Origin of the sequence: Bacillus cereus group sp. BceL062, from assembly GCF_051780025.1 — a bacterium.
GTDB classification, from domain to species: domain Bacteria; phylum Bacillota; class Bacilli; order Bacillales; family Bacillaceae_G; genus Bacillus_A; species Bacillus_A toyonensis.
On sequence record NZ_JBPWGY010000005.1, the window covers coordinates 308,427 to 329,322 of the forward strand.

Genomic DNA, 20,896 nt, shown 5'->3' on the forward strand with positions numbered 1-20,896 from the left:
ACCACTTTTAAAATAAAAATTCTACACCTTTTGATATTGTCTAATTTTTTCTATAAGATTTTTCATGTTTTCCCTTGCTATCACTGGATTTCTAGCATGTGAATACACCAAAAATTTTGGTTGTTTTGTGTCAGAAACGATATAAGACCACTCTTTTTCGGTATATTTGAACTGCACTCCTTCAAATATACCTTCTTCCTTTCTTTCCATATCGGCCAATAATTTCCTCATCACTTTCCCTTTTTCGTTCCATGAACACACAACTTCATCATAAAGTAAATAAAGCGGCGGTGATTGCTCTACTATGCTAAGAAACGCCTTTTCTTGCAGTGCTGTTAACTCGAATAACTTTCCAATTCGATATAAAATATCTCGTTTCCACTTTACTTGAAATGCCTTTTTTTCATCATGTATATAAAATAGAAGGTAACATTCTCCTAATTTCAAAGACATTGGGTAAATATTCCCTTTTGATTCCAGTAATAAGTCAGGAAGATCTATTTCTTCAAAATCTGTACCTTGGTAAATATTACTATGATTATCATATAACTCGAAATAATTTCCTTGCTCAGAAAACATAAGCGCCATATTCGCTTTACTTGATTTCATCAAAGCTTTCACATGATCTTTTTGTTCGCCCGCATAAATCCATGTAACTGTGCACCCAAGCCTTTGAAGAAAGAGCATAAGTAAATGTTGTAACATATCATTTCTCTTATTAATAAGAAGATGAAACTTTTGTTTTTGTATTTGTTCAATATCAATGCATTCTAATACAGCTTCTATATAGTCATTTAAAGAAACGTGGACTGGCGTATTTTGTCCCATTTCTTTCTCACATACGTAATAAAACGACTCGGACATATATACTTGTTCTATTGCTTTTTGCTGCTTATACGTTAACAGCATCCCATCCTTACCATACAGCTTTATAACAACTTCTTTTTCATTTTCCACTTGAACGAAAACCCCACCTGCACATTGCAAATTATGAATGCTATACTGAAAAAGTGACTCGTTCATCTCTTTACATTCCATCGTATGAATCCCGATACCATGAATAGCATGTAAAAATAAATTTTTATAAGAAGTTGTTTCTATATGTTCTTGACTCCCAATTAGTATGCTTTCCCCTTTTCCAAAAAGAGATCCATACGCCATCGCCACTTTTACAATAAATTGCGGAGTAATCTCAACATTCCCTCTCCCTACAATACGGCTTTTTTGTAACCAGCCAGCGCTTTTTTCACTTTCTTGAACACCAGCCGATCCTACTATCGAATGACTATCAATGGCCTTATAAGGCCATAATTTTCCTTTTTGCTTAATGACCGTACTCTTCCCTATATGACAATGATCCGCTACAATACTTTTTTGAAACAACGTAACGTCATCTTCAACCATTGTATGCTCTCCTATTGTCGTTTCTAATAGCTCACAATACTCCCCAATGTGAGCATTTGCAAAAACAATACTTTTTTGAAGATGAGAGTAACTTGAAACAATACTATTTTTCCCGATAATAGAGTACGGCTCAATTACAGCCCCCGCACCAATCTTTGCTCCTTCTCCAATAAAAGATGGGCCATGAATTTTCGTCCCTTTTCCAATCGTCACACCTTCTCCCATCCATACCATCGGTAACACTTCCGTATAAGGAATAGGTACTTGCAATTTTTTCGTTAACAAATCAAATTGTGCTTGTCGATATTGATCAAATGTACCAATATCTAACCAATAACCTTCTGACAAATATGCAAATAACGCGTTCTTATTTGCTAATAATGGAAACACATCTTGACTGAAATCAAAAAATTCTCGGGGGGGTATGTAAGAAAAGATTTCTGGCTCCATAATATAAATCCCTGTATTCACAATATTGGAGATTACCTCATTCCAGCTCGGTTTTTCTATATATCGTGTAACCTCTTGTTCTTTGTTCATTACAACCAAACCGAATGAGAGTGGGTTTTCTACTTCCTTTACAAACATAGTTACCATTCTTTTCTTTTGTTCATGAAACGCAATTCCTTCTGATAATCGAAAATCAGTTAATGCATCCCCACTTATAACAACAAATGTTTCATCTAAAAAGTTTTCCGCTTGTTTAATACTTCCTGCCGTTCCAAGTGGAGGGGAGTCTTCAAAATAGTACAAGTCAACTCCCCATTTACTACCATCGCCAAAATATTGCTTAATGGCCGCACTCATATATTGAACTGTAATTGCAATTTCACGAATACCATGCTGACGTAACAATTCAATATTGTATTCCAAAACTGGTTTTTCTAATAATGGCAACATCGGCTTTGGAGTATTACATGTTAATGGTCTAAGGCGTCTTCCTTTTCCTCCAGCTAAAATAACCCCCTTCATATACTTCAGCCTCCACTTATATAATGTTCAATAAATCCATACACCATATGTATATTCTCTATCCCACATGAACTAGCAGTATAAGCTTAATTGTTTCAACAAATCATTGTGCTATGGAAAATCTCTACTTATAATCTTCTTCCATATAAAATGAAACTTTAATAAGAAGGGCTATTTTTATCACCCTCAAACAACAAAGAAAGCGCTTACTATTAACTTAGTAAAAAAGCACTGAATAAAAACCAATAATACTAATTTTCCCATTATATTATGATACATCTTATCATCATAAACTAAAGGAAACAATGAGCTTTTTTTGTCATGTTTTGACTAAAAAAAGCAGGTGATTTCTCATCACCTACTTTCCTTCCTATTCATTCAATAAATAATGCTTTCCTTTTACTAAATAAAATACATTCTCAGCAATATTTGTAACATGATCTGCTACACGCTCAATATATCTTGCAACAAAGGATAATTGTGTAATTTGTGTAATAGCTTCTGGTTGTTCAGGGATCGAGGATATAAATTCACGAATTGCCTTCCCATATATTTCATCAACTGAATCATCCATCTCAGCAATTTGTTTAGCAAAAGTTAAATTTTCTTGTTCGTATGCTTCCAATGCTAAATTTAGCATCTTATGAGCAATCGCAAACATTTCATCAAGATTTTGCAAACTAACTGTTACTTCTTTTTCCCCAAGACGAATTGTGGATTTCGCAATATTAACAGCATGGTCTGCAATACGCTCTAAATCTGTCGCTGTTTTAATTGAGATAAAAATTCTTCTTAAATCACTTGCTACAGGCTGTTGCTTCGTAATAAGCATAAGAGCAAGATCGTTTATTTCCTCTTCTAAATTATCCATGCGGTAATCACCATCAATGACCTCTAACGCTTTCTCTACATCTCTTGTATGCAGACCTTCCATAGCAATTAATAAAGCTTCCTTTGCTAATTCACCAAGCTCAATTACCTTTTGCTGTAACGTTTTTAAATCACACTGAAACTGTTCTCTTACCATCGTTTCTTCCCCCTCAATATTATGTGCCATTTTATATAAATCTCCTATTTAACCTCTTATACTTGCCATAAGCAGTAAGATAGGAGAAGTTTTAATTCTCTATTAAAATGAGGTAAAAATAAGAAATGCCCTCTGTTAAGAGGGCATTTTCTCTTAGCCTTGCTAGCGATATCAACCGAATCGTCCTGTGATATAGTCTTCTGTACGCTTATCTGAAGGGGTTGTGAATAATTTATTTGTATCTGTATACTCCACAACTTCCCCACTTAAGAAGAAAGCTGTTTTATCTGAAATACGCGCTGCTTGTTGCATGTTATGCGTTACAATTACAATACTAAAGTCTTTCTTTAACTCTTGAATTAATTCTTCTACTTTTAACGTCGAAATTGGATCTAACGCCGATGTTGGTTCATCCATTAAAATAACGTCTGGTTCAATCGCTAAGCAACGTGCAATACATAAGCGTTGTTGCTGTCCACCAGATAAACCGTATGCGTTATCATGCAAACGATCTTTTAATTCATCCCAAATTGCTGCCCCGCGTAAACTTTTTTCAACAATTTCGTCCAACGTTTTTTTATCACGAACACCGTGGATTTTCGGTCCATATGCTACATTTTCATAAATAGATTTTGGAAATGGATTTGGCTTTTGGAACACCATTCCTACATGTGTGCGTAATTCTTCAACTGGATACGATTTATCAAATATATTACGTTCTCTATATTCAATCACGCCTGTAGTTCGAACGATCGGTACTAACTCTACCATACGATTTAATGTTTTTAAGTACGTTGATTTACCGCAACCACTTGGTCCAATAATTGCTGTAACTTCATTCTCATGAATACTTAAGTTAATATCCTTTAAAGCATGGTCTTCTCCATACCATAAATTTAGGTTTTTCGTATCAAATACTACTTTTTTTGGAGCAGTCTCGATTTTCTCTTCGTTTTTCACCTGTACATTTACTACTGTTGCTACCATTTGAATTCCCCTTTCATCCACTTCCAACTTATTTTCGATTTCGTAACCATAAGACAAATATATTGATAAAGAGTAACAGACCTAGCAAAACAATCATCCCAGCTGCTGCTACATACTGAAATTCTTCTTGTGGTCTACTCATCCAATTAAAAATTTGAATTGGTAAAACTGTAAATCTATCAAACATACTAAATGGAACATAATTTGCAAACGCTAATGCTCCGATTACTAACAACGGTGCCGCTTCTCCAATTGCTCTTGATACCGCTAACGTACAACCCGTTATAATTCCTGGGAAAGCTACCGGCAATACAATTTGATACATCGTTTGCCACTTCGTAGCACCTAATCCGTAAGAAGCCTCTAATAATGAACTTGGTACAGATCGTATCGCTTCTTGACTAGCTACAACAACTGTCGGTAAGACGAGCAAACTCATCGTCAGCGCCGCTGCAACAATACTCTCGCCTAAATGAAGAGCATATACAAAAATAGTTAAGCCAAGTAATCCAAATACAACGGAAGGTACTCCTGCTAACGTTTGATTATTAATTTCTATTACCTTTTTAAATATAGATTCCTTCGCATATTGCTCTAAATAAAGGGCAGTCCCGACTCCAAATATAAACGAGACCGGTATAACAATACTCATAAATAATATTGTCCCCGACAAAGCTGCAGCAATCCCGGCTTCTTTCGGATTACGTGAAGCGAAGTTTGTAAAGAAATCTATTGAAAGATAGCTTAACCCTTTTTCAAAAATTTGAAAAAGCAAAATAAGCAAAATTACGATTGAAAACAAAATTGCTATATAAAATAACAATTTGTAAATTCGATCTTTAAAAAAACGTGATGCCATATTTTCTTGTATTTTTTTATGATTCAACATTCGCATATTATGTCACCCTCCTAAAACGGCGCACAATATACTGCGAAATGATGTTCATTATAAAAGTAAACAAGAATAACGTTGCGCCTACGGCATACATACTGTAATAAGCAATCGTTCCATGCGGAGCATCGCCTAAACTCACTTGCACAATATAGGCTGTTAACGTTTGAATAGAGTGCGTCGGATCCAGCGATACATTCGGTGTGGATCCCGCTGCAATTACAACTATCATTGTTTCACCGATTGCCCTAGAAGCCGCTAATATAATCGCTGCCATAATTCCTGTAAAAGCTGCGGGAAACACTACTTGTTTTACCATCTCAAACCGAGTCGCACCGAGCGCTAACGAGGCTTCTTTCGTTCCTTTCGCCACAGCTCTCATCGAGTCTTCAGATAAAGATGCAACTGTAGGTATCATCATAAATCCAATCACGATTCCTGGACTAATTGCATTAAAAAACTGTAAATCCGGTATCATTCGTTGTAAAAGTGGCGTGACAACTGTTAATGCAAAAAAACCATATACAATTGTCGGGATACCTGCTAATAGTTCTAACATCGGCTTTAATATTTTTCGCGCACCGTTTGAAGCGTATTCGCTCAAAAATACAGCACACGCTAAACCGATAGGAATTGCTACAAACATGGCGATTGCTGTTACAAGGACTGTTCCACATATAAGTGGTAATATACCGAATTTAGGATCTTCAAAAAATGGTAACCATTCTTTCTCCGTCAAAAAGGAGTATAATGATATTTTTTGAAAAAACATCATTGTTTCATTTGCCAACGTAAAAATAATTCCAATTGTCGTCACAATAGACACACTAGCAATTATTTTTAATAATAATGGAACTATTTGATTGATTCGCTGCGTTTTTTTTCTTTGTTTTGTATTTCTTTCAATCAAATGTTGTACAGAAAATGTAATTTGACTTTTGTCATTATGAGCCAAAGATGAAAACCCCTTTCCACCCTGACATTACCTTTTGATTTCTGTTAACATTCGCAGCTGTTCATTATATTTTTCTTTTCGTAATTTTACATATCCAACCTCTTCAGCGAGGTTACCAACATGTTTGATCATAAACTCAACATAATTTGCTACATTTATTTTTTGTCGGATAGATGCATCATTCACATAAGTAAATAACGATCTAGATAACGGCTTATAATCACCTGATTGAATAGTCTCTTTCGTCGGAAATACACCGTTCACTTTTATCGCTTTCACCCTATCTCGATTGGCCATATAATAAGCATATCCTACAAAAGCAATGGCATTTTTATCATGCATTACTCCTTGCATAATAACTTGATCATCTTCAGACAAAGAGACTTTTTTTACAATGCGACGATTTTGTAAGATGACATTTTGAAAATAATCATAAGTACCAGAGTCTACACCTGGTGCATAAAACTTCACTTGTGCACGTGGCCATGTTGAATGAACTTGCGACCATCGCTTCTCTCTTCCATCTTCACTCCATAAGAGACGTAACTCGTCTACTGTCATATTGTCTACCCAAGTATTGTGACGATTTACAACAATCGTAAGACCATCATAAGCAACCTCAAAGGGTGTAAACTGAATGGAGTTATTCTTCATTTCATTTTCTTCCACTTGTTTCATTACTCTCGAAGCATTATTTATATCCACTTCTCCTTTACTGAAACGATTAAATCCTCCTCCAGTTCCAGAAACACTAATAGAAATTTTCACGTTTGGATGCTCCTTTGTATATTCCTCCGCTACTGCTTCTATAATAGGAAAAACCGTTGAGGATCCATCAACTCTCACTTCTCCCATTTCGTTCACAGCAAATGCAGTAGACATGTCAAAACAAAGGAACCATGTCGATAATATAAAAACTTTAATCGATGCACTCATCCATTTCACGTGTTCTTCCTCCTAGAAGTAACCGGAAATAACAGGATTACAGATATAAGAATACTGCTAAACTATTAATTCGGTTTTAATTGTTTGTAAAAGTTTTGTAAAGTTCCACAGGAATCAACATAAGATAAAAGTTTAATCAGTAGCCGCTATTCATTTCCACTGATAATTAATTAGTCCATAAGACAGTTATCCCCCTATACACAATATAAAATTATCATTTGTGAGACCGCGTGCTTTTTCCAACATTTTATACTTGTCCACATTTATTACACGATATGCATAAACCATAAAAAAAAGCACACTATCTTTTCAGATAGTGTGCTTTTTTTACAACTTTTTTATTCCTCATCTTGATCTTCTTTTTCATTTTTATTATCTTTTGCATCTTTTGGAGCTTCACCATTTATTTCTTGGTTTTTCAAATCAAAGTAAGCATCCATAATTTCACGACTAATATATCCATTAATACCAGTCTTATCATCATGTACCCACGGAACAACAACAGAAAATGCTACTTCAGGGTCTTCAAGTGGCGCATAACCTACTAATGTTAAGTTATAAACTTGAACACGCTCACCTTTTGCATTTCTACCAATCTCTTTATCTCCGCCATACACAGTTTGAGCTGTACCGGTTTTCCCTGCAGCTTTATATTTTGCACCTGTAAAGTATTTTGTAGCTGTACCACCCGAATCGTTAAATACTTGTCTAAATCCTTCTTGAACACGTTTAATTTGTGATTCAGGCATATCAATACGATTTAGCACTTTCGGTTCCATCGAATGAACAACTTTTCCAACTTCCTCCGGTTTCACTGCCGGTTGACGAATCTCTTTCACAACTTGCGGCTGCATACGATATCCACCATTGGCAATTGTTGAAATATACTGAGCTAATTGAAGTGGTGTATACGTATCATATTGACCGATTGCATAATCAAGTAAAAACCCTGGGATATTGTCTGTTCTACCCATCTGACCAGCAGATTCATTCGGTAAATCAATTCCTGTTTTTACACCTAATCCAAACTGCCCGAAATAGTAACGCATCGTATCAAATGATTTTTGTTTTATATCTAACGTACCACCTCTCACATATGGAACATTAGCAATATTCATCGCTGTTTTAAACATATATACGTTAGAAGACATTTTTAACGCTGTAAGATCATTAATATACCCCATTGTTTTCCAAGATGATTTCGTCGGTGTACCTTTTAATTTGATTGGTTCATCTAACTGTACCGATCCTGGTTGAATTGCACCTGTTTGATACCCTGTCAGAATCGTTGCACCTTTTACTGTTGAACCTACAGGATACGAGCTTGTCATCGTACCTAAAGCGAAATCTTTCACATCAGTTTTTCCTTCATCATTCGTAACAAGCTGTTTTCCAGCCATAGATAACACTTCACCGTTTTTCGGATTCGTCATAACAACGAAAGCACGATCTAAAAGAGGTTCCGCTCCTTTAAATCTCATTAAGTTTTTCGCAAGAATATCTTCCACACGCTTTTGTAATTCCATATCAATTGTTAAGTTCAGGTCATTACCGCTTTGTCCTTGCGATACATTAATCGTTTCCAAAATATTACCATTTTTATCTGTAATATTTTTCACTTCTGCTTTCGTACCGTGCAGGCTATCTTCATATTGCTGTTCAAGATAACTTTTCCCTACTCGGTCATTTCGATTATAATCACGAACAAGATAGTAATCTAGTCTTTCTCTCGGTAAACCTTCATCCGCCGTCGACACCCCACCAAGAACACTTCGGAATAAATCATCATACGTATATTTTCGATCCCAATCAACATTCGTATCTACACCTGGTAATGTTGCTAGGCTCTCGCTAATAATCGCATATTCTCTTTCTGTAGCATCTTTTTTAATAACTTGAGGTGTCATTGCATATCCGCCGTCCATCTTACTTTTAATCGCTAGTATTTCTAAATCTTTTGCGGATAATTGATTAATCTCTTCTTCTGTCACACGACTTCGTTGACGCTCGTCTAATTCTTTATCGTCAATTTTGTTCTCTTTCAATTCTTGACGATCTTTACTCGTAATTTTTGTTTTCGCTTCCTCTTTATGCATCGCAATCCAATAATCTTTTTTATCTCGATCTGTTAATTTATCTGTCGGTACTTCAATCAACTCTGCTAATTTTTTCGCTGTTTCTAAGCGATCTTCTGCAGTTGATCCTTTCATTTTTGTAAATGTAATAGTACGAACAGCTGTATTATCTACTACAGGTCGCCCATAGCGGTCAAAGATTTTCCCGCGCGGTACAGGATTACTTATCGTTGAATTCTCTTTCTTCTCTACTTCATTCTTATATTCCTCACCACGAACAATTTGTACATATCCGAGCCTTACAATAACCGCGGAGAACATTAAAAATACGCAAAAAAACAGCACGTTTAATCGAAAAGGAACGTGAGTTTTTTTCTTTTGTTGTTTCTGCTTCTTGCTCATACAAACCCCCTCTACCAACAGCTATGTAATGTGAAAGGGACACCTTCATACAGGTGTCCTCACTGCTGTCTTACATCTTTTTCTATTTTAGCATAAAACAAACGATAAGTTAACCTTCTGGTTCAGTTTGATTCTGAGTAGTTTCTTGCGCTACAACGCTGGTTTTCCCCACATTCCCCTCATCATATTTGACATTTTTAACTGCAAAATAAATAAGAAAATGTCCAGCACCTAAAATACATAGTAAGAAAGGTAAACTTTTTTCAGGCGGAAAGAATAACACAGCACATAAAAAACTTAAAACCGAACAAATCCTTCCAGCATTTAACCATAATTCCCGGACAACTACATACTCTACACGCCACTCTCTCGCATTTTTCGCTCTACCAATTACGTCATATGTCATTGACCCGTACGGAACGAGTAAAATAGGGTATGCGATCGCGATACATGCTGCATAAATAAGTAATTTTGTGTATGTAACATTGAATATAACTAAAAATACGACCGCATATAAAATAATGCCTCCAAGCAAAATCGCTTTTTTTCGCCACTCTTTCTTTAACATACGAGCAACTAAGTAGTAACATACAAATGATACAGCGGAGTTGACTAAGCTATATTTCCCTAATGCGAGCTCACTATCGGTTGCTAAGTACACATATACTGAAATAACAAAAATAAATGTTCCCTCTCTCAACCCTTGGAAAAAATGAGCACGTGTAATTCTCCCCCAATTTTTATCAATCCGTCGCTCTTTCAATACTTTTGTAATTTCATAACGCCCTTCACATTCTCTTTTAGATAAAAAAAAGCTTAAAACGACAGCAATTGCAAATAGCACTAATGAAAGAAAGAATATGACAGTATAACCACTCCATTTTGCCATACGTGAAATTGTGTATCCTGCCGCTATCGGTCCAATCATTCCAGAGAAGGATGTAAGAAGTCCAAGAAACCCATTAAAGAAATCTCTTGTTTCTGGTTCTGTAATCTCAAATGTCAATAAGTTAAACGCGAGCCAATAAAAACCATATCCGACTCCTAAAAGAGCCCCCATTAATAAAATATAGTGAGAAGCGCTTTTTCCCGCTACTAAAACAACGATAAAAAAAATTGCTAACGTGCCTACGCCTATTCGTAACAAGATTGAGCGGTCAATACGTTTCGCTAATTTCCCACCTATAAGAAATGTGAGAGGCTGCAATACAACGCTGGCCAAATTATACAAGCCAAGATTCACATAATTTTGTGTTTGTTTCCATAAATAAATATTAACAAACGTATTCGATAAAGAAATTGCGAGCGTGTATAAACCTCCAATAAGGAGCAATAACACTAAATCCCGATTCACTTCAACGTCACCAATTATATGTTTCCACTTCATACACAACTCTCCTTTACTTCATGTTCTAGTCTTCCAAAGACAAGCCCAATTATGTAAAAGGAAAGCATAGAAAAAAGCTAGGAGCATTCTCCTAGCTTTTTTCTATAATTATTATAATTATTTTGCTTCTTGGTAACGTTTTTCAGCAGCGTTCCAATCTACAACGTTCCAGAATGCACCGATGTAGTCTGGACGACGGTTTTGGTAATTTAAGTAGTAAGCATGCTCCCAAACATCTAAACCGATAACTGGAGTTTTACCTTCAGTTAGAGGAGAATCTTGGTTTGGCGTGCTTGTTACTTCTAACTCACCATTGTTTACTACTAACCAAGCCCAACCAGAACCGAAGCGAGTTGCGCCAGCTTTTGCGAATTCTTCTTTGAATGCATCGAAGCTACCGAATTTCGCTTCAATCGCAGTTGCAAGTTCGCCTACTGGTTGTCCCCCGCCGTTTGGAGAAAGAATTGTCCAGAAGAATGTATGGTTAGCATGTCCACCACCATTGTTACGTACTGCTGTACGGATTGCTTCTGGTACTTCGTTTAAGTTTGCAACTAATTCTTCAACGCTTTTGTCAGCTAGTTCTGCATGACCTTCTAAAGCAGCGTTTAAGTTTGTAATGTACGTGTTGTGATGTTTTGTATGATGGATGTTCATTGTTTCTTTGTCAAAGTGAGGCTCTAAAGCATCATACGCATAAGGTAAGTTTGGTAATTCGTGTTTTGCCATTGTTATATTCCTCCCAGTTTATGTATTGCCACCATATGTGTGACATACAACTTCATTCTACCCTAATTGCCATAGGGTGCAAACAAATAAATCACATTGTCTTGCTATCATTAAAGTAGCAAAATTCCCACTTCTTTTCAATTAAAATGCTCATATATTCCGTAAAAAAAGCTTCCTTCTACAAGGAAGCTTCCTGCTGACATAATAAACATGTGAAATGGGTATGGACCCTGTAGGACTCGAACCTACGACCGGACGGTTATGAGCCGTCTGCTCTAACCAGCTGAGCTAAGGGTCCATAATTATGTATGTAATAACATATTAAACAATTGAATTCCTATCGGATATATCCTTTAAGAAATGTAAGATAAATTTACCATATAAAAAAGAAAAGTGTCAATTGTATTTTTCTCATTTAAAAGAAGAAAATTATTAAAAAGAAATTTAGTTATCTCCACTATATGTAAATATAATATATCTTGAGATTCTCTAGATTCCTACGTTACAATGACTTTATACATACATAAAGGAAGTGAATCTATGTCCATTTTTAAACAGCTAGCAAAAAGCGTATATTCGCCTAAAGATATTGCGCTTTTCCGTTTTCAAAAAATCGGTAAAACCATTTTGTATATTATGCTTCTTTGCCTAATCACTACTATTCCAAGAACTTTCTTGTACGGTAGCGTTATTCAAGACGGTGTTAATATGGTAAATAAAGTAATCGAAAAAGATTTACCTGATTTTAAAATTGAAAATGGCGAACTAACAGCAGATATTGATCAACCTATCGAAAAAGAAGATGGCAATGCCCTTTTCGTATTTGATCCAAATTCAACAGACTTAGAAAAATATCAAAATAAAACGGGTTTATTTGTTTTAAAAGATAAAGTAGTCTCCATGGGAAATGGTCAAACACAAACGTATTCCTATAACGACTTATTAGGTGCATCTCTTGAGAAAAAAGATTTACAAGACTTTATTTCTCTATTCGATAGTATCTATCCAATTTTATTATTTGTTATCGGATTTTTAGTGTACCTATTCCAATTATTCATTACTTTTGTAGGCGTGACTTTACTTGCGTTCATCGGTTCTGCTATGAGCGGACAACGTAAATTATCCTACAAACAAGTTTGGACATTAACTGCTTACAGTTACACAATTCCAACAATCTTCTTTATGATTATGGATTTATTTAAAATCGTCGTACCTGGTTCAACATTCATTTATATCGCAGTTGTTTTAATTGTTCTATACTTAACACTTAAAGAAGTTCCACAACCGAAAGAAAAATAAGAACGATAAAAAATGCCTAAATAGGCATTTTTTTTTTGGACAAGCATATATTCCTAGCAAAGGAGTGAAGAATATGAAGAGATTAGGTATATTCTTATTCGTGCTTGTTCTCGGTTATATATTTTATTACGATATAAAAATCGGTACTTTACCGATGTTAAGTTCATACAAAAAAACAACAGCTGCTCAAACTATAAAAAAAGAAGAAACAACTACAAAACAAAGCAAAAAGGAAGAAACAGATGTTACTTATAAAGCAATTGAAGTAAAAACTGGTGAGACCGTTCTTTCGATTACAGAACAAATTAATAAGAAAAAAATCCCTTCTATTGAAAAGGTAATTGATGACTTTAAACAATTAAATAAAAGTACATCTGCTACAAAAATTCAAATTGGAAAGACTTATAAATTCCCGTTATATCAATAAGCGATCACTTAATCCTTGTCAATTACATAAAGGCGCTGATACAATAGTAAAAGTGAAACCGAGCACTTCGGTTTCTATAGCCCTATATCACGTATACTATCATTGATATGAGGGACTAAATAAGAAACTTCTTTTATAAGGAGAGCGATCTATTCGTGAATGAAATGACTCATCGTACAAAAACACGTCCAGTTAAAGTCGGTAATTTAACAATTGGCGGTAATAATGAATTAATTATACAAAGTATGACAACAACAAAAACACATGATGTTGAAGCAACAGTTGCTGAAATTAAACGTTTAGAAGAAGCTGGTTGTCAGGTTGTTCGTGTTGCCGTTCCAGATGAACGCGCAGCAAATGCTATTGCTGATATTAAAAAACAAATCAACATTCCACTTGTTGCTGATATTCATTTTGATTATCGCCTTGCTTTAAAAGCAATTGAAGGTGGCATTGATAAAGTACGTATCAATCCAGGTAACATTGGTCGTCGCCATAAAGTAGAAGCTGTTGTAAATGCAGCAAAAGAGCGCGGCATTCCAATCCGTATCGGTGTAAACGCTGGTTCATTAGAGCGTCACATTTTAGAAAAGTACGGATACCCAACTGCAGATGGCATGGTTGAGAGCGCACTACATCACATTAAAATTTTAGAGGACTTAGATTTCCACGATATTATCGTATCTATGAAAGCCTCTGATGTTAATTTAGCAATTGAAGCATATGAAAAAGCTGCTCGCGCTTTTGATTATCCATTACATTTAGGTATTACAGAATCTGGCACATTGTTTGCTGGAACTGTAAAAAGTGCCGCTGGTCTTGGAGCAATTTTAAGTAAAGGCATCGGAAACACACTTCGTATTTCATTAAGTGCTGATCCAGTTGAAGAAGTAAAAGTTGCACGTGAACTATTAAAGTCATTCGGTCTTGCATCTAATGCAGCAACACTTATCTCTTGTCCAACTTGCGGTCGTATTGAAATTGATTTAATTAGCATCGCTAACGAAGTGGAAGAATATATTTCTACACTGCAAGTACCAATTAAAGTTGCAGTACTTGGTTGCGCTGTAAACGGCCCTGGTGAAGCTCGTGAAGCTGATATCGGTATTGCCGGTGCACGTGGAGAAGGATTATTATTCCGTAAAGGGCAAGTTGTTCGTAAAGTACCAGAAGAAACAATGGTAGAAGAACTGAAAAAAGAAATCGATGTAATTGCTGCTGAAATGGCTGCTGAAAGAGATAAAGAAAAAGAAACACAAGGACAATAAAAAGAAGGTTGCCCACAATATTTGTGAGCAACCTTCTTTTTTATGCAAAAAAGCTCGTCAGTTATATAACCGACGAGTTTTTATTTTGCACATTTTGGACAACGGCCGTATATTTCAAATTTATGCCCTGTTACTTCATAACCGTTAAAATCTTTATTCATAAAATCCATTGGACAGGAAGTAATCTCTTTCGTTCCCCCGCAATCTAAACAAATAAAATGATGATGATGTTCCATAATGGAACATGTAAAACGAAAATGTTTTTCACCATTTAATTCTGTTTGTTCTAAAACGCCGATTTCAGCAAAAACCGTTAAGTTACGATAAATCGTGTCAAAACTAAGACCTGGATAATCATCCTTCATATGCTCTAAAACGTCTTTTGCTGTTAAATAACGATTGTGAGCTGCAAATAATCTGAGCATCTCTTCCCTTTTCCCAGTATGTTTGTATCCTTTTTCTTTCATTAGGCGTAAAGCTTCTGTTAGATTCATACCTATCCCTACTTTATGCAGTTTTTTTCTTCTTCCATAAAATCGCACCGATTAAAATAAGAACTGCTATCATAACAATTGTACCACCTGGTGCTAGATCAAGTTGATACGAAGCAAACATTCCACCAATTACTGCAATTTCACCAAATAAAATGGAAAAGAAAATTGTTTGTTTAAATCCTTTAGCAATACGAATACTTGCTGCAACTGGTAACGTCATTAATGAGGATACGAGAAGAACACCTACTACACGCATTGATACTGCAATGACAAGAGCAACTAATATAATAAAGATAAAGTGAATCCACTTTGCCCTTAGACCAGTTGATACTGCGTATTCCTCATCAAATGATAATAAAAACAGCTCTTTATATAATAAAATAATTGTCGCAATAACAACAATTGCTACAATCCCAATAATAATTAAATCCGTACTCGTTACAGCACTTACACTACCAAATAAATAACTAAATAAGTCTGTGTTAAATCCATTTGCAAGTGAAATGAAAATAACTCCAATTCCCATTCCTGCTGAAAGAATAATCGGAATTGCTAATTCTTGATAATGCTTATATACAGTTCGTAACTTTTCAATTAGTAACGCTCCCCCAATCGAGAAAATCATCCCCATATATAGGGGATTTAAAAAGCCACCTGTAAAAATTGTTTTTTCAAGTAGTAAACTTGCTGCAATACCTGATAACGTCACGTGACTTAATGCATCTGCAATAAGAGATAAACGACGAATAACAACAAACACACCGATAAGCGGTGCAACAAGTCCAATTAAAATACCTGCATATAAAGAATTACGTAAAAAGTCATATTGTAAAAAATCTTGTATCATTATATCCTCCCGTGATGCTCATGCTCGTGTTTTAAACGATGGACATGATGTCCATATAAGACGGACATTTCTGCATCTTCTAACTCTCGGAACTCCTTTACATTCCCATGGAAATGTAAATGTTGGTTTAGACATGCAACATGTGTTACTTTCTCGGTAACAGCCCCCATATCATGAGTAACAAGAATCAATGTGATCCCGAGCCTTTTGTTTAAATCCTCTAATATCTCATAAAAACTTTCCACATTTTTCACATCAATCCCAACAGTAGGCTCGTCCAAAATAAGTAATTCAGGATCACTAACGAGCGCACGAGCAATAAATACACGTTGTTGTTGTCCACCAGAAAGCTCTCCAATATTGCGACCTTGAAATTCACTCATCCCTACATCAGCAATCGCCTTTTCTACCTTCACCTTGTCGTCTTTCGTGAAAAAGCGAAAAAGACCTTTTTTCGAAACGAGCCCCATTGACACAACTTCAAAAACAGTTGCTGGAAAACCAGAGTTGAAACTATTTGCCTTTTGGGATACATAGCCAAGTTTGTTCCATTCTTTAAACTTCTTGCTATCAACACCAAACAAGCGAATACTCCCTTGTTTAGGCTTTAAAACGCCTAATAAACATTTTAGTAAAGTGGATTTCCCAGAACCATTTGGCCCAACTAAACCTAAAAAAGCTCCCTTCGGAACTTGCAAATTAATATTTTCTAACACATTTCGATCTTCATATCGAAACGTTAATCCTTCTATTTCCAATATATTATTCATAGCATCTCACCTATTTTAATTCAGAATGATTCCGATTTATATCTATTTGAATTATAGTACAGCTTATTATAGTTGTAAACCAATCTGCCTAAATTATATCTATTTTTTCAAGAAACCTTACTATTATAACAAAAAGCAGAGAAAAATTCTCTGCTTTCGAAAAATATTCCAAGTAACTTTTTAGTGGATAGCTGATTTAAACTTACCACCATTTGTTTCTTGTGTACTCATAATCGTAACAAACGCATTTTCATCAATTTCATGCACAATTGATTTTAACTTCGTCACTTCCAAACGCGTTACAACTGCATAAATAACTTCTTTTTCTTTATCCGTGTAACCACCTTTGGCTACAAGCTTTGTAGTTCCACGACCGAGACGATGCAAAATGGCATTTGATACTTCCTCATACTGATCTGATACAATTAAAACTGCTTTCGTTTCATCTAAACCTTGAATTACCGTATCAATTGTTTTGAATGCAATATAGTACGTCATAACAGAATACATAGCTTGTTCGACACCAAATACAAATGCTGCCCATGCAAAAATAAATAAGTTCACAAACATTACGAATTCACCAACAGAAAACGGTAATTTCTTCGTTAATAAAATCCCCATAATTTCTGTTCCGTCCATTGATCCGCCATGACGTATAACAAGTCCTACACCAAGCCCCAAAATAAGGCCACCAAAAACTGTTGCTAAAATGGGCTCAGTTGTAAATGGTGGAACAGCATGTAATGTCGATTCAATAAATGCTAAAGCTACAATCCCAAATGCTGAGGATAACATAAATGTTTTTCCGATTTGCTTATACCCAGAGTACATAAACGGAATGTTGAGGATAACAACTAAAGTAGAAAAACTTAACCACCAAATATTAGGAGTAAGATAATCTAATATAAGAGAAATACCAATAATTCCACCATCAATAATTTTATTTGGCATTAAGAATAATTCAATCGCTACCGCCGCGCACGCTGCCCCAAAAATAATCATTACTAAACGATAAATGAGATGGATAACGCTTTCTTTTCGATGTTGCTTTTGTTCCATAAGTCCTCCTTATATTCTTTTTCTGTAGTTTTGTCCTTACATTATAACATACGCTTCTTTTCCTCATGAAAAAAGAAACTCTATAAGAATATGTACAAGCTACGCACTCATATATTTCGATAGAAGAACGTATGAAGGAGGATAACTCGATGAATCTCATTAAACAAATTGTGAATAAAAAATTAAATCATATTTCTACAAAAGAGTTATTGAAATATAGTAAAGAATATGAAGTTTCAATTACAACTGCACAAGCTGATCAAATTGTTTTACTTATGAAAGGAAAGAATATTAACATTTATGATAATAATGAGCGACTAGAACTCTTAAAACAAATCGCAAAAGTAACTTCCCCTGCTACCGCGCAACAAGTAAACACTTTATTTCAGCAACTACTAAAATAAGGAGGGGATACCCCCCTCCTTATTGCGCTTTAATTTTTTCAAGAATCCCCTCATCGAAAGTACCGTTTTTCAGCATTTCGATTTCTAATTTATATGGTGGCTTCTTATCTTTTTTATCTTCACCTACATATGGTGTTTCAAGAATTTTTGGCACGTTCATTAACTGCGGATGATGTACAATATGATGCAATGCTTTATAACCGATATGACCAAAACCGATATTTTCGTGACGGTCCTTTCCGGCCCCACGCACATTTTTACTATCATTAATATGAAGCACTTGTAATCGATCTACACCAACAATCTTGTCAAATTCGTTCAATACACCGTCAAAATCATTTACAATGTCATAACCCGCATCATGCGTATGACACGTATCAAAACATACAGATAGCTTCTCATTATATTTTACACCATCAATAATCTTTGCAATTTCCTCAAAGCTACGACCGCACTCTGTTCCTTTTCCAGCCATCGTCTCTAGCGCAATGCTAACCGTCTGTTCAGGCGTTATTACTTCATTAAGCCCTTTAATAATTTGTTGAATACCCGCATCTGCTCCAGCACCAACGTGCGCTCCTGGGTGAAGAACAATTTGTTTCGCAACACCTAATGCCGCTGTTCTTTCAATTTCCATGCGCAGGAAGTCTACACCTAATTGGAATGTTTCTGGCTTCGTCGTATTACCAACGTTAATAATATATGGTGCATGGACGATAATTTCCTTAATACCATTCAGTTCCATATGTTTACGTCCTGCTTCTATGTTCAATTCTTCAATTGGTTTTCTTCGTGTATTTTGCGGTGCACCTGTATAAATCATAAACGTCGTTGCACCGTATGAAACAGCCTCTTCACTTGCTGCTAATAACATTTTCTTACCACTCATTGAGACATGAGATCCAATCTTTAACATACAATCACCTCTTCAATATACAATAGTTATAATGATAGCATAATTTGTAGAAATATGTAGTGAATTGTTTGTTCACAAAAAACGCACTACACAAATTTATATGACTATTTAAACAGACTATACTCTTCATTTAAATGAACTGGATTAAGTGAAGCTTTAATCCATATTTTTCTACCCATATTGATTACGAATCTCACAAATAGCTGGATAAAAAAAGATAAGGGAAATCCCTTATCTTTTTTTATTGCTATATTTTTTCTTCACTTTGTCACGTTCTGTTGCAAGTTTTCGCTTATAGTTTGGTTTTACTTTTTTCGGCTTTTTAACAACTTTCGTTGCCATAACATCTAGTCCATCATTTGGTTTTTTACGACTCTTACGACGACGACGGTCACCTAAATCCGCCCACTCATCTCCGCGTAAATCTACATGCTTAAACTCGATATGACGTTGTTTTTCCAAACTATCTAACGCTTCTTCATTTGCTGGATCATAAATTGTCACTGCAATCCCTGAATGACCCGCACGTGCAGTTCTTCCAACGCGGTGAACAAAGAAATCTAAATCCGATGGAAGTTCATAGTTAATAACATGGCTAATTCCTTCAATATCAATACCGCGTGCCGCTAAATCTGTTGCGACAATGTATTGGAACTCTAAATCACGAACTTGTTTCATCATTTTTTTACGATCACGTGGTGATAAATCACCGTGTATACGCCCTACTTTTAACCCACGTTCAGCTAATCCATCGGCTACTTCATCAGCCTTCTTCTTCGTGTTTGTAAACACAATTGCTAAGTACGGTTTAAATTGAAGTAGCATATTTTTCACTAATTCAATTTTATTACGGTGTCTTGAAGGCACAAGGTAATGCTCAATATTTCCTGCTGCAACTTGTTTCGGATTAATATGAATATGTTCTGGATTCTCCATATATTTCTTCAAAAATGGTTTTAATTTTTGAGGAATTGTTGCAGAGAAAACTAGCATTTGCAAGTTTTTAGGCATACGTGCTGCAATTTTATCTACATCTTGAATGAATCCCATATCAAGCATTAAATCCGCTTCATCGACGATAATAGTATCCGCTTTATAAACAAATAGCGCCTTTTCTTCTACTAAGTCTTTAATACGTCCTGGTGTTCCAACTACAATATGAGGTTGTTTTTTCAACTTTTCAATCGATCGTTGTTTATCAGTTCCACCAATTAAACAACGTGCTGTAATCATTTGATCTTCTGCACAGAACTTTGTTAATTTCACGATTTCTTCGTAAATTTGTTGTGCTAACTCACGAGTAGGCGCTGTAATAACAAGCTGTACTTCTTCACGACTTGGATTAATTCTGTTTAATGTAGGAAGTAAGTATGCATGTGTTTTCCCAGAACCTGTTTGGGATTGTCCAATTACACTTACACCTTTTTTCACGACCGGGAAAATTTTCTGTTGAATTCCTGTCGGCTCTGTAAAGCGTAGTTCACGAATTGCATCTATTAAAAATGGTTTAAAATCATACTGTGTAAAAGTTTGTTGTGCCATAAGTTACACCTTCTTTCTAAATTTCTACTGCGCGCACAAATCAGTCAAGTCTACATTATATCGAAATCTACAAGTAAAATCCATCTTTAGTTTAG

General features: G+C 35.4%; 19 protein-coding genes and 1 tRNA gene. 4 read left to right on the plus strand and 16 right to left on the minus strand.

The features are described 5' to 3' along the window. Positions 1-21: 21 nt before the first annotated feature. The 10 genes from ACS2MN_RS14945 to ACS2MN_RS14990 all read right to left on the minus strand — a co-directional run bounded on the left by ACS2MN_RS14945 (position 22) and on the right by ACS2MN_RS14990 (position 12,073). On the minus strand, positions 22-2,376 hold the full coding sequence (locus ACS2MN_RS14945; protein WP_000679283.1) for a sugar phosphate nucleotidyltransferase: 2,355 nt from the start codon (positions 2,374-2,376) through the stop codon (positions 22-24). Positions 2,377-2,746: 370 nt separating this feature from the next. Further along, positions 2,747-3,403 (minus strand): phosphate signaling complex protein PhoU, encoded by a 657-nt coding sequence (gene phoU, locus ACS2MN_RS14950; protein WP_033657342.1) that lies wholly within the window; start codon positions 3,401-3,403, stop codon positions 2,747-2,749. Positions 3,404-3,574: 171 nt separating this feature from the next. Next, entirely contained in the window at positions 3,575-4,390 is an 816-nt protein-coding gene (gene pstB, locus ACS2MN_RS14955; protein WP_000226684.1) for a phosphate ABC transporter ATP-binding protein, read from the minus strand. Positions 4,391-4,418: 28 nt separating this feature from the next. Next, entirely contained in the window at positions 4,419-5,285 is an 867-nt protein-coding gene (pstA, locus tag ACS2MN_RS14960; protein WP_001242538.1) for a phosphate ABC transporter permease PstA, read from the minus strand. Position 5,286: 1 nt separating this feature from the next. Further along, positions 5,287-6,237 carry a phosphate ABC transporter permease subunit PstC gene (gene pstC, locus ACS2MN_RS14965; protein ID WP_000940899.1) on the minus strand — a complete coding sequence of 317 codons (951 nt, stop codon included), beginning with the start codon at positions 6,235-6,237 and terminating at the stop codon, positions 5,287-5,289. A 27-nt stretch (positions 6,238-6,264) separates the two neighbouring features. After that, positions 6,265-7,182, minus strand: a complete 918-nt coding sequence (locus ACS2MN_RS14970; protein WP_000871832.1) for a PstS family phosphate ABC transporter substrate-binding protein — start codon at positions 7,180-7,182, stop codon at positions 6,265-6,267. Positions 7,183-7,520: 338 nt separating this feature from the next. Then, on the minus strand, positions 7,521-9,659 hold the full coding sequence (locus ACS2MN_RS14975; RefSeq protein ID WP_000039002.1) for a peptidoglycan D,D-transpeptidase FtsI family protein: 2,139 nt from the start codon (positions 9,657-9,659) through the stop codon (positions 7,521-7,523). A 109-nt stretch (positions 9,660-9,768) separates the two neighbouring features. Then, complete coding sequence (locus ACS2MN_RS14980; RefSeq protein WP_097958085.1) at positions 9,769-11,046, minus strand: MFS transporter; 1,278 nt, start codon at positions 11,044-11,046, stop codon at positions 9,769-9,771. A 117-nt stretch (positions 11,047-11,163) separates the two neighbouring features. Further along, on the minus strand, positions 11,164-11,775 hold the full coding sequence (gene sodA / locus ACS2MN_RS14985) for a superoxide dismutase [Mn] (protein ID WP_001052031.1): 612 nt from the start codon (positions 11,773-11,775) through the stop codon (positions 11,164-11,166). A 224-nt stretch (positions 11,776-11,999) separates the two neighbouring features. Continuing rightward, positions 12,000-12,073 (minus strand) — tRNA-Ile (locus ACS2MN_RS14990). A gap of 242 nt (positions 12,074-12,315) precedes the next feature. Here ACS2MN_RS14990 and yqgB point away from each other — a divergent pair. The 3 genes from yqgB to ispG all read left to right on the plus strand — a co-directional run bounded on the left by yqgB (position 12,316) and on the right by ispG (position 14,769). Then, positions 12,316-13,074, plus strand: coding sequence for a protein YqgB (gene yqgB / locus ACS2MN_RS14995; RefSeq protein ID WP_000021677.1), 759 nt, complete (start codon positions 12,316-12,318; stop codon positions 13,072-13,074). A gap of 73 nt (positions 13,075-13,147) precedes the next feature. After that, a complete protein-coding gene (locus ACS2MN_RS15000; protein WP_000825413.1) occupies positions 13,148-13,501 on the plus strand; it encodes a hypothetical protein in 354 nt (117 codons plus the stop codon). Positions 13,502-13,665: 164 nt separating this feature from the next. Further along, positions 13,666-14,769 (plus strand): flavodoxin-dependent (E)-4-hydroxy-3-methylbut-2-enyl-diphosphate synthase, encoded by a 1,104-nt coding sequence (gene ispG / locus ACS2MN_RS15005; protein ID WP_180250243.1) that lies wholly within the window; start codon positions 13,666-13,668, stop codon positions 14,767-14,769. Between the two features lie 80 nt (positions 14,770-14,849). Here ispG and ACS2MN_RS15010 read toward each other — a convergent pair whose 3' ends face one another. The 4 genes from ACS2MN_RS15010 to ACS2MN_RS15025 all read right to left on the minus strand — a co-directional run bounded on the left by ACS2MN_RS15010 (position 14,850) and on the right by ACS2MN_RS15025 (position 17,939). Beyond that, positions 14,850-15,263 carry a Fur family transcriptional regulator gene (locus ACS2MN_RS15010; RefSeq protein WP_001054515.1) on the minus strand — a complete coding sequence of 138 codons (414 nt, stop codon included), beginning with the start codon at positions 15,261-15,263 and terminating at the stop codon, positions 14,850-14,852. Between the two features lie 13 nt (positions 15,264-15,276). Then, complete coding sequence (locus ACS2MN_RS15015) at positions 15,277-16,110, minus strand: metal ABC transporter permease (RefSeq protein ID WP_000613814.1); 834 nt, start codon at positions 16,108-16,110, stop codon at positions 15,277-15,279. Next, complete coding sequence (locus ACS2MN_RS15020; protein WP_001059667.1) at positions 16,110-16,880, minus strand: metal ABC transporter ATP-binding protein; 771 nt, start codon at positions 16,878-16,880, stop codon at positions 16,110-16,112. Before ACS2MN_RS15020 ends, ACS2MN_RS15015 begins: the two co-directional genes overlap by 1 nt. Before the next feature lie 180 nt (positions 16,881-17,060). After that, positions 17,061-17,939: a YitT family protein gene (locus ACS2MN_RS15025; protein ID WP_000435957.1), complete on the minus strand. Its 879-nt coding sequence runs from the start codon at positions 17,937-17,939 to the stop codon at positions 17,061-17,063. Between the two features lie 149 nt (positions 17,940-18,088). Between ACS2MN_RS15025 and ACS2MN_RS15030 the strand changes: the two genes are divergently transcribed. Then, entirely contained in the window at positions 18,089-18,343 is a 255-nt protein-coding gene (locus ACS2MN_RS15030) for a DUF2624 domain-containing protein (RefSeq protein WP_001048958.1), read from the plus strand. A gap of 19 nt (positions 18,344-18,362) precedes the next feature. On the opposite strand, the gene ACS2MN_RS15035 is transcribed toward ACS2MN_RS15030, so the two are convergent. After that, complete coding sequence (locus ACS2MN_RS15035; RefSeq protein ID WP_000912463.1) at positions 18,363-19,259, minus strand: deoxyribonuclease IV; 897 nt, start codon at positions 19,257-19,259, stop codon at positions 18,363-18,365. A gap of 231 nt (positions 19,260-19,490) precedes the next feature. After that, positions 19,491-20,801 carry a DEAD/DEAH box helicase gene (locus tag ACS2MN_RS15040; protein ID WP_000068687.1) on the minus strand — a complete coding sequence of 437 codons (1,311 nt, stop codon included), beginning with the start codon at positions 20,799-20,801 and terminating at the stop codon, positions 19,491-19,493. Positions 20,802-20,896 lie beyond the last annotated feature (95 nt).

What these genes read in the sequence shown, in the direction of transcription:
- ACS2MN_RS14945 (WP_000679283.1), bottom strand. Translation starts at nt 2,376, where the DNA reads ATGAAGGGGGTTATTTTAGCTGGAGGAAAAGGAAGACGCCTTAGACCA.
- phoU (WP_033657342.1), bottom strand. Translation starts at nt 3,403, where the DNA reads ATGGTAAGAGAACAGTTTCAGTGTGATTTAAAAACGTTACAGCAAAAG.
- pstB (WP_000226684.1), bottom strand. Translation starts at nt 4,390, where the DNA reads ATGGTAGCAACAGTAGTAAATGTACAGGTGAAAAACGAAGAGAAAATC.
- pstA (WP_001242538.1), bottom strand. Translation starts at nt 5,285, where the DNA reads ATGCGAATGTTGAATCATAAAAAAATACAAGAAAATATGGCATCACGT.
- ACS2MN_RS14975 (WP_000039002.1), bottom strand. Translation starts at nt 9,659, where the DNA reads ATGAGCAAGAAGCAGAAACAACAAAAGAAAAAAACTCACGTTCCTTTT.
- ACS2MN_RS14980 (WP_097958085.1), bottom strand. Translation starts at nt 11,046, where the DNA reads ATGAAGTGGAAACATATAATTGGTGACGTTGAAGTGAATCGGGATTTA.
- sodA (WP_001052031.1), bottom strand. Translation starts at nt 11,775, where the DNA reads ATGGCAAAACACGAATTACCAAACTTACCTTATGCGTATGATGCTTTA.
- yqgB (WP_000021677.1), top strand. Translation starts at nt 12,316, where the DNA reads ATGTCCATTTTTAAACAGCTAGCAAAAAGCGTATATTCGCCTAAAGAT.
- ACS2MN_RS15000 (WP_000825413.1), top strand. Translation starts at nt 13,148, where the DNA reads ATGAAGAGATTAGGTATATTCTTATTCGTGCTTGTTCTCGGTTATATA.
- ispG (WP_180250243.1), top strand. Translation starts at nt 13,666, where the DNA reads ATGACTCATCGTACAAAAACACGTCCAGTTAAAGTCGGTAATTTAACA.
- ACS2MN_RS15010 (WP_001054515.1), bottom strand. Translation starts at nt 15,263, where the DNA reads ATGAATCTAACAGAAGCTTTACGCCTAATGAAAGAAAAAGGATACAAA.
- ACS2MN_RS15015 (WP_000613814.1), bottom strand. Translation starts at nt 16,110, where the DNA reads ATGATACAAGATTTTTTACAATATGACTTTTTACGTAATTCTTTATAT.
- ACS2MN_RS15020 (WP_001059667.1), bottom strand. Translation starts at nt 16,880, where the DNA reads ATGAATAATATATTGGAAATAGAAGGATTAACGTTTCGATATGAAGAT.
- ACS2MN_RS15025 (WP_000435957.1), bottom strand. Translation starts at nt 17,939, where the DNA reads ATGGAACAAAAGCAACATCGAAAAGAAAGCGTTATCCATCTCATTTAT.
- ACS2MN_RS15030 (WP_001048958.1), top strand. Translation starts at nt 18,089, where the DNA reads ATGAATCTCATTAAACAAATTGTGAATAAAAAATTAAATCATATTTCT.
- ACS2MN_RS15035 (WP_000912463.1), bottom strand. Translation starts at nt 19,259, where the DNA reads ATGTTAAAGATTGGATCTCATGTCTCAATGAGTGGTAAGAAAATGTTA.
- ACS2MN_RS15040 (WP_000068687.1), bottom strand. Translation starts at nt 20,801, where the DNA reads ATGGCACAACAAACTTTTACACAGTATGATTTTAAACCATTTTTAATA.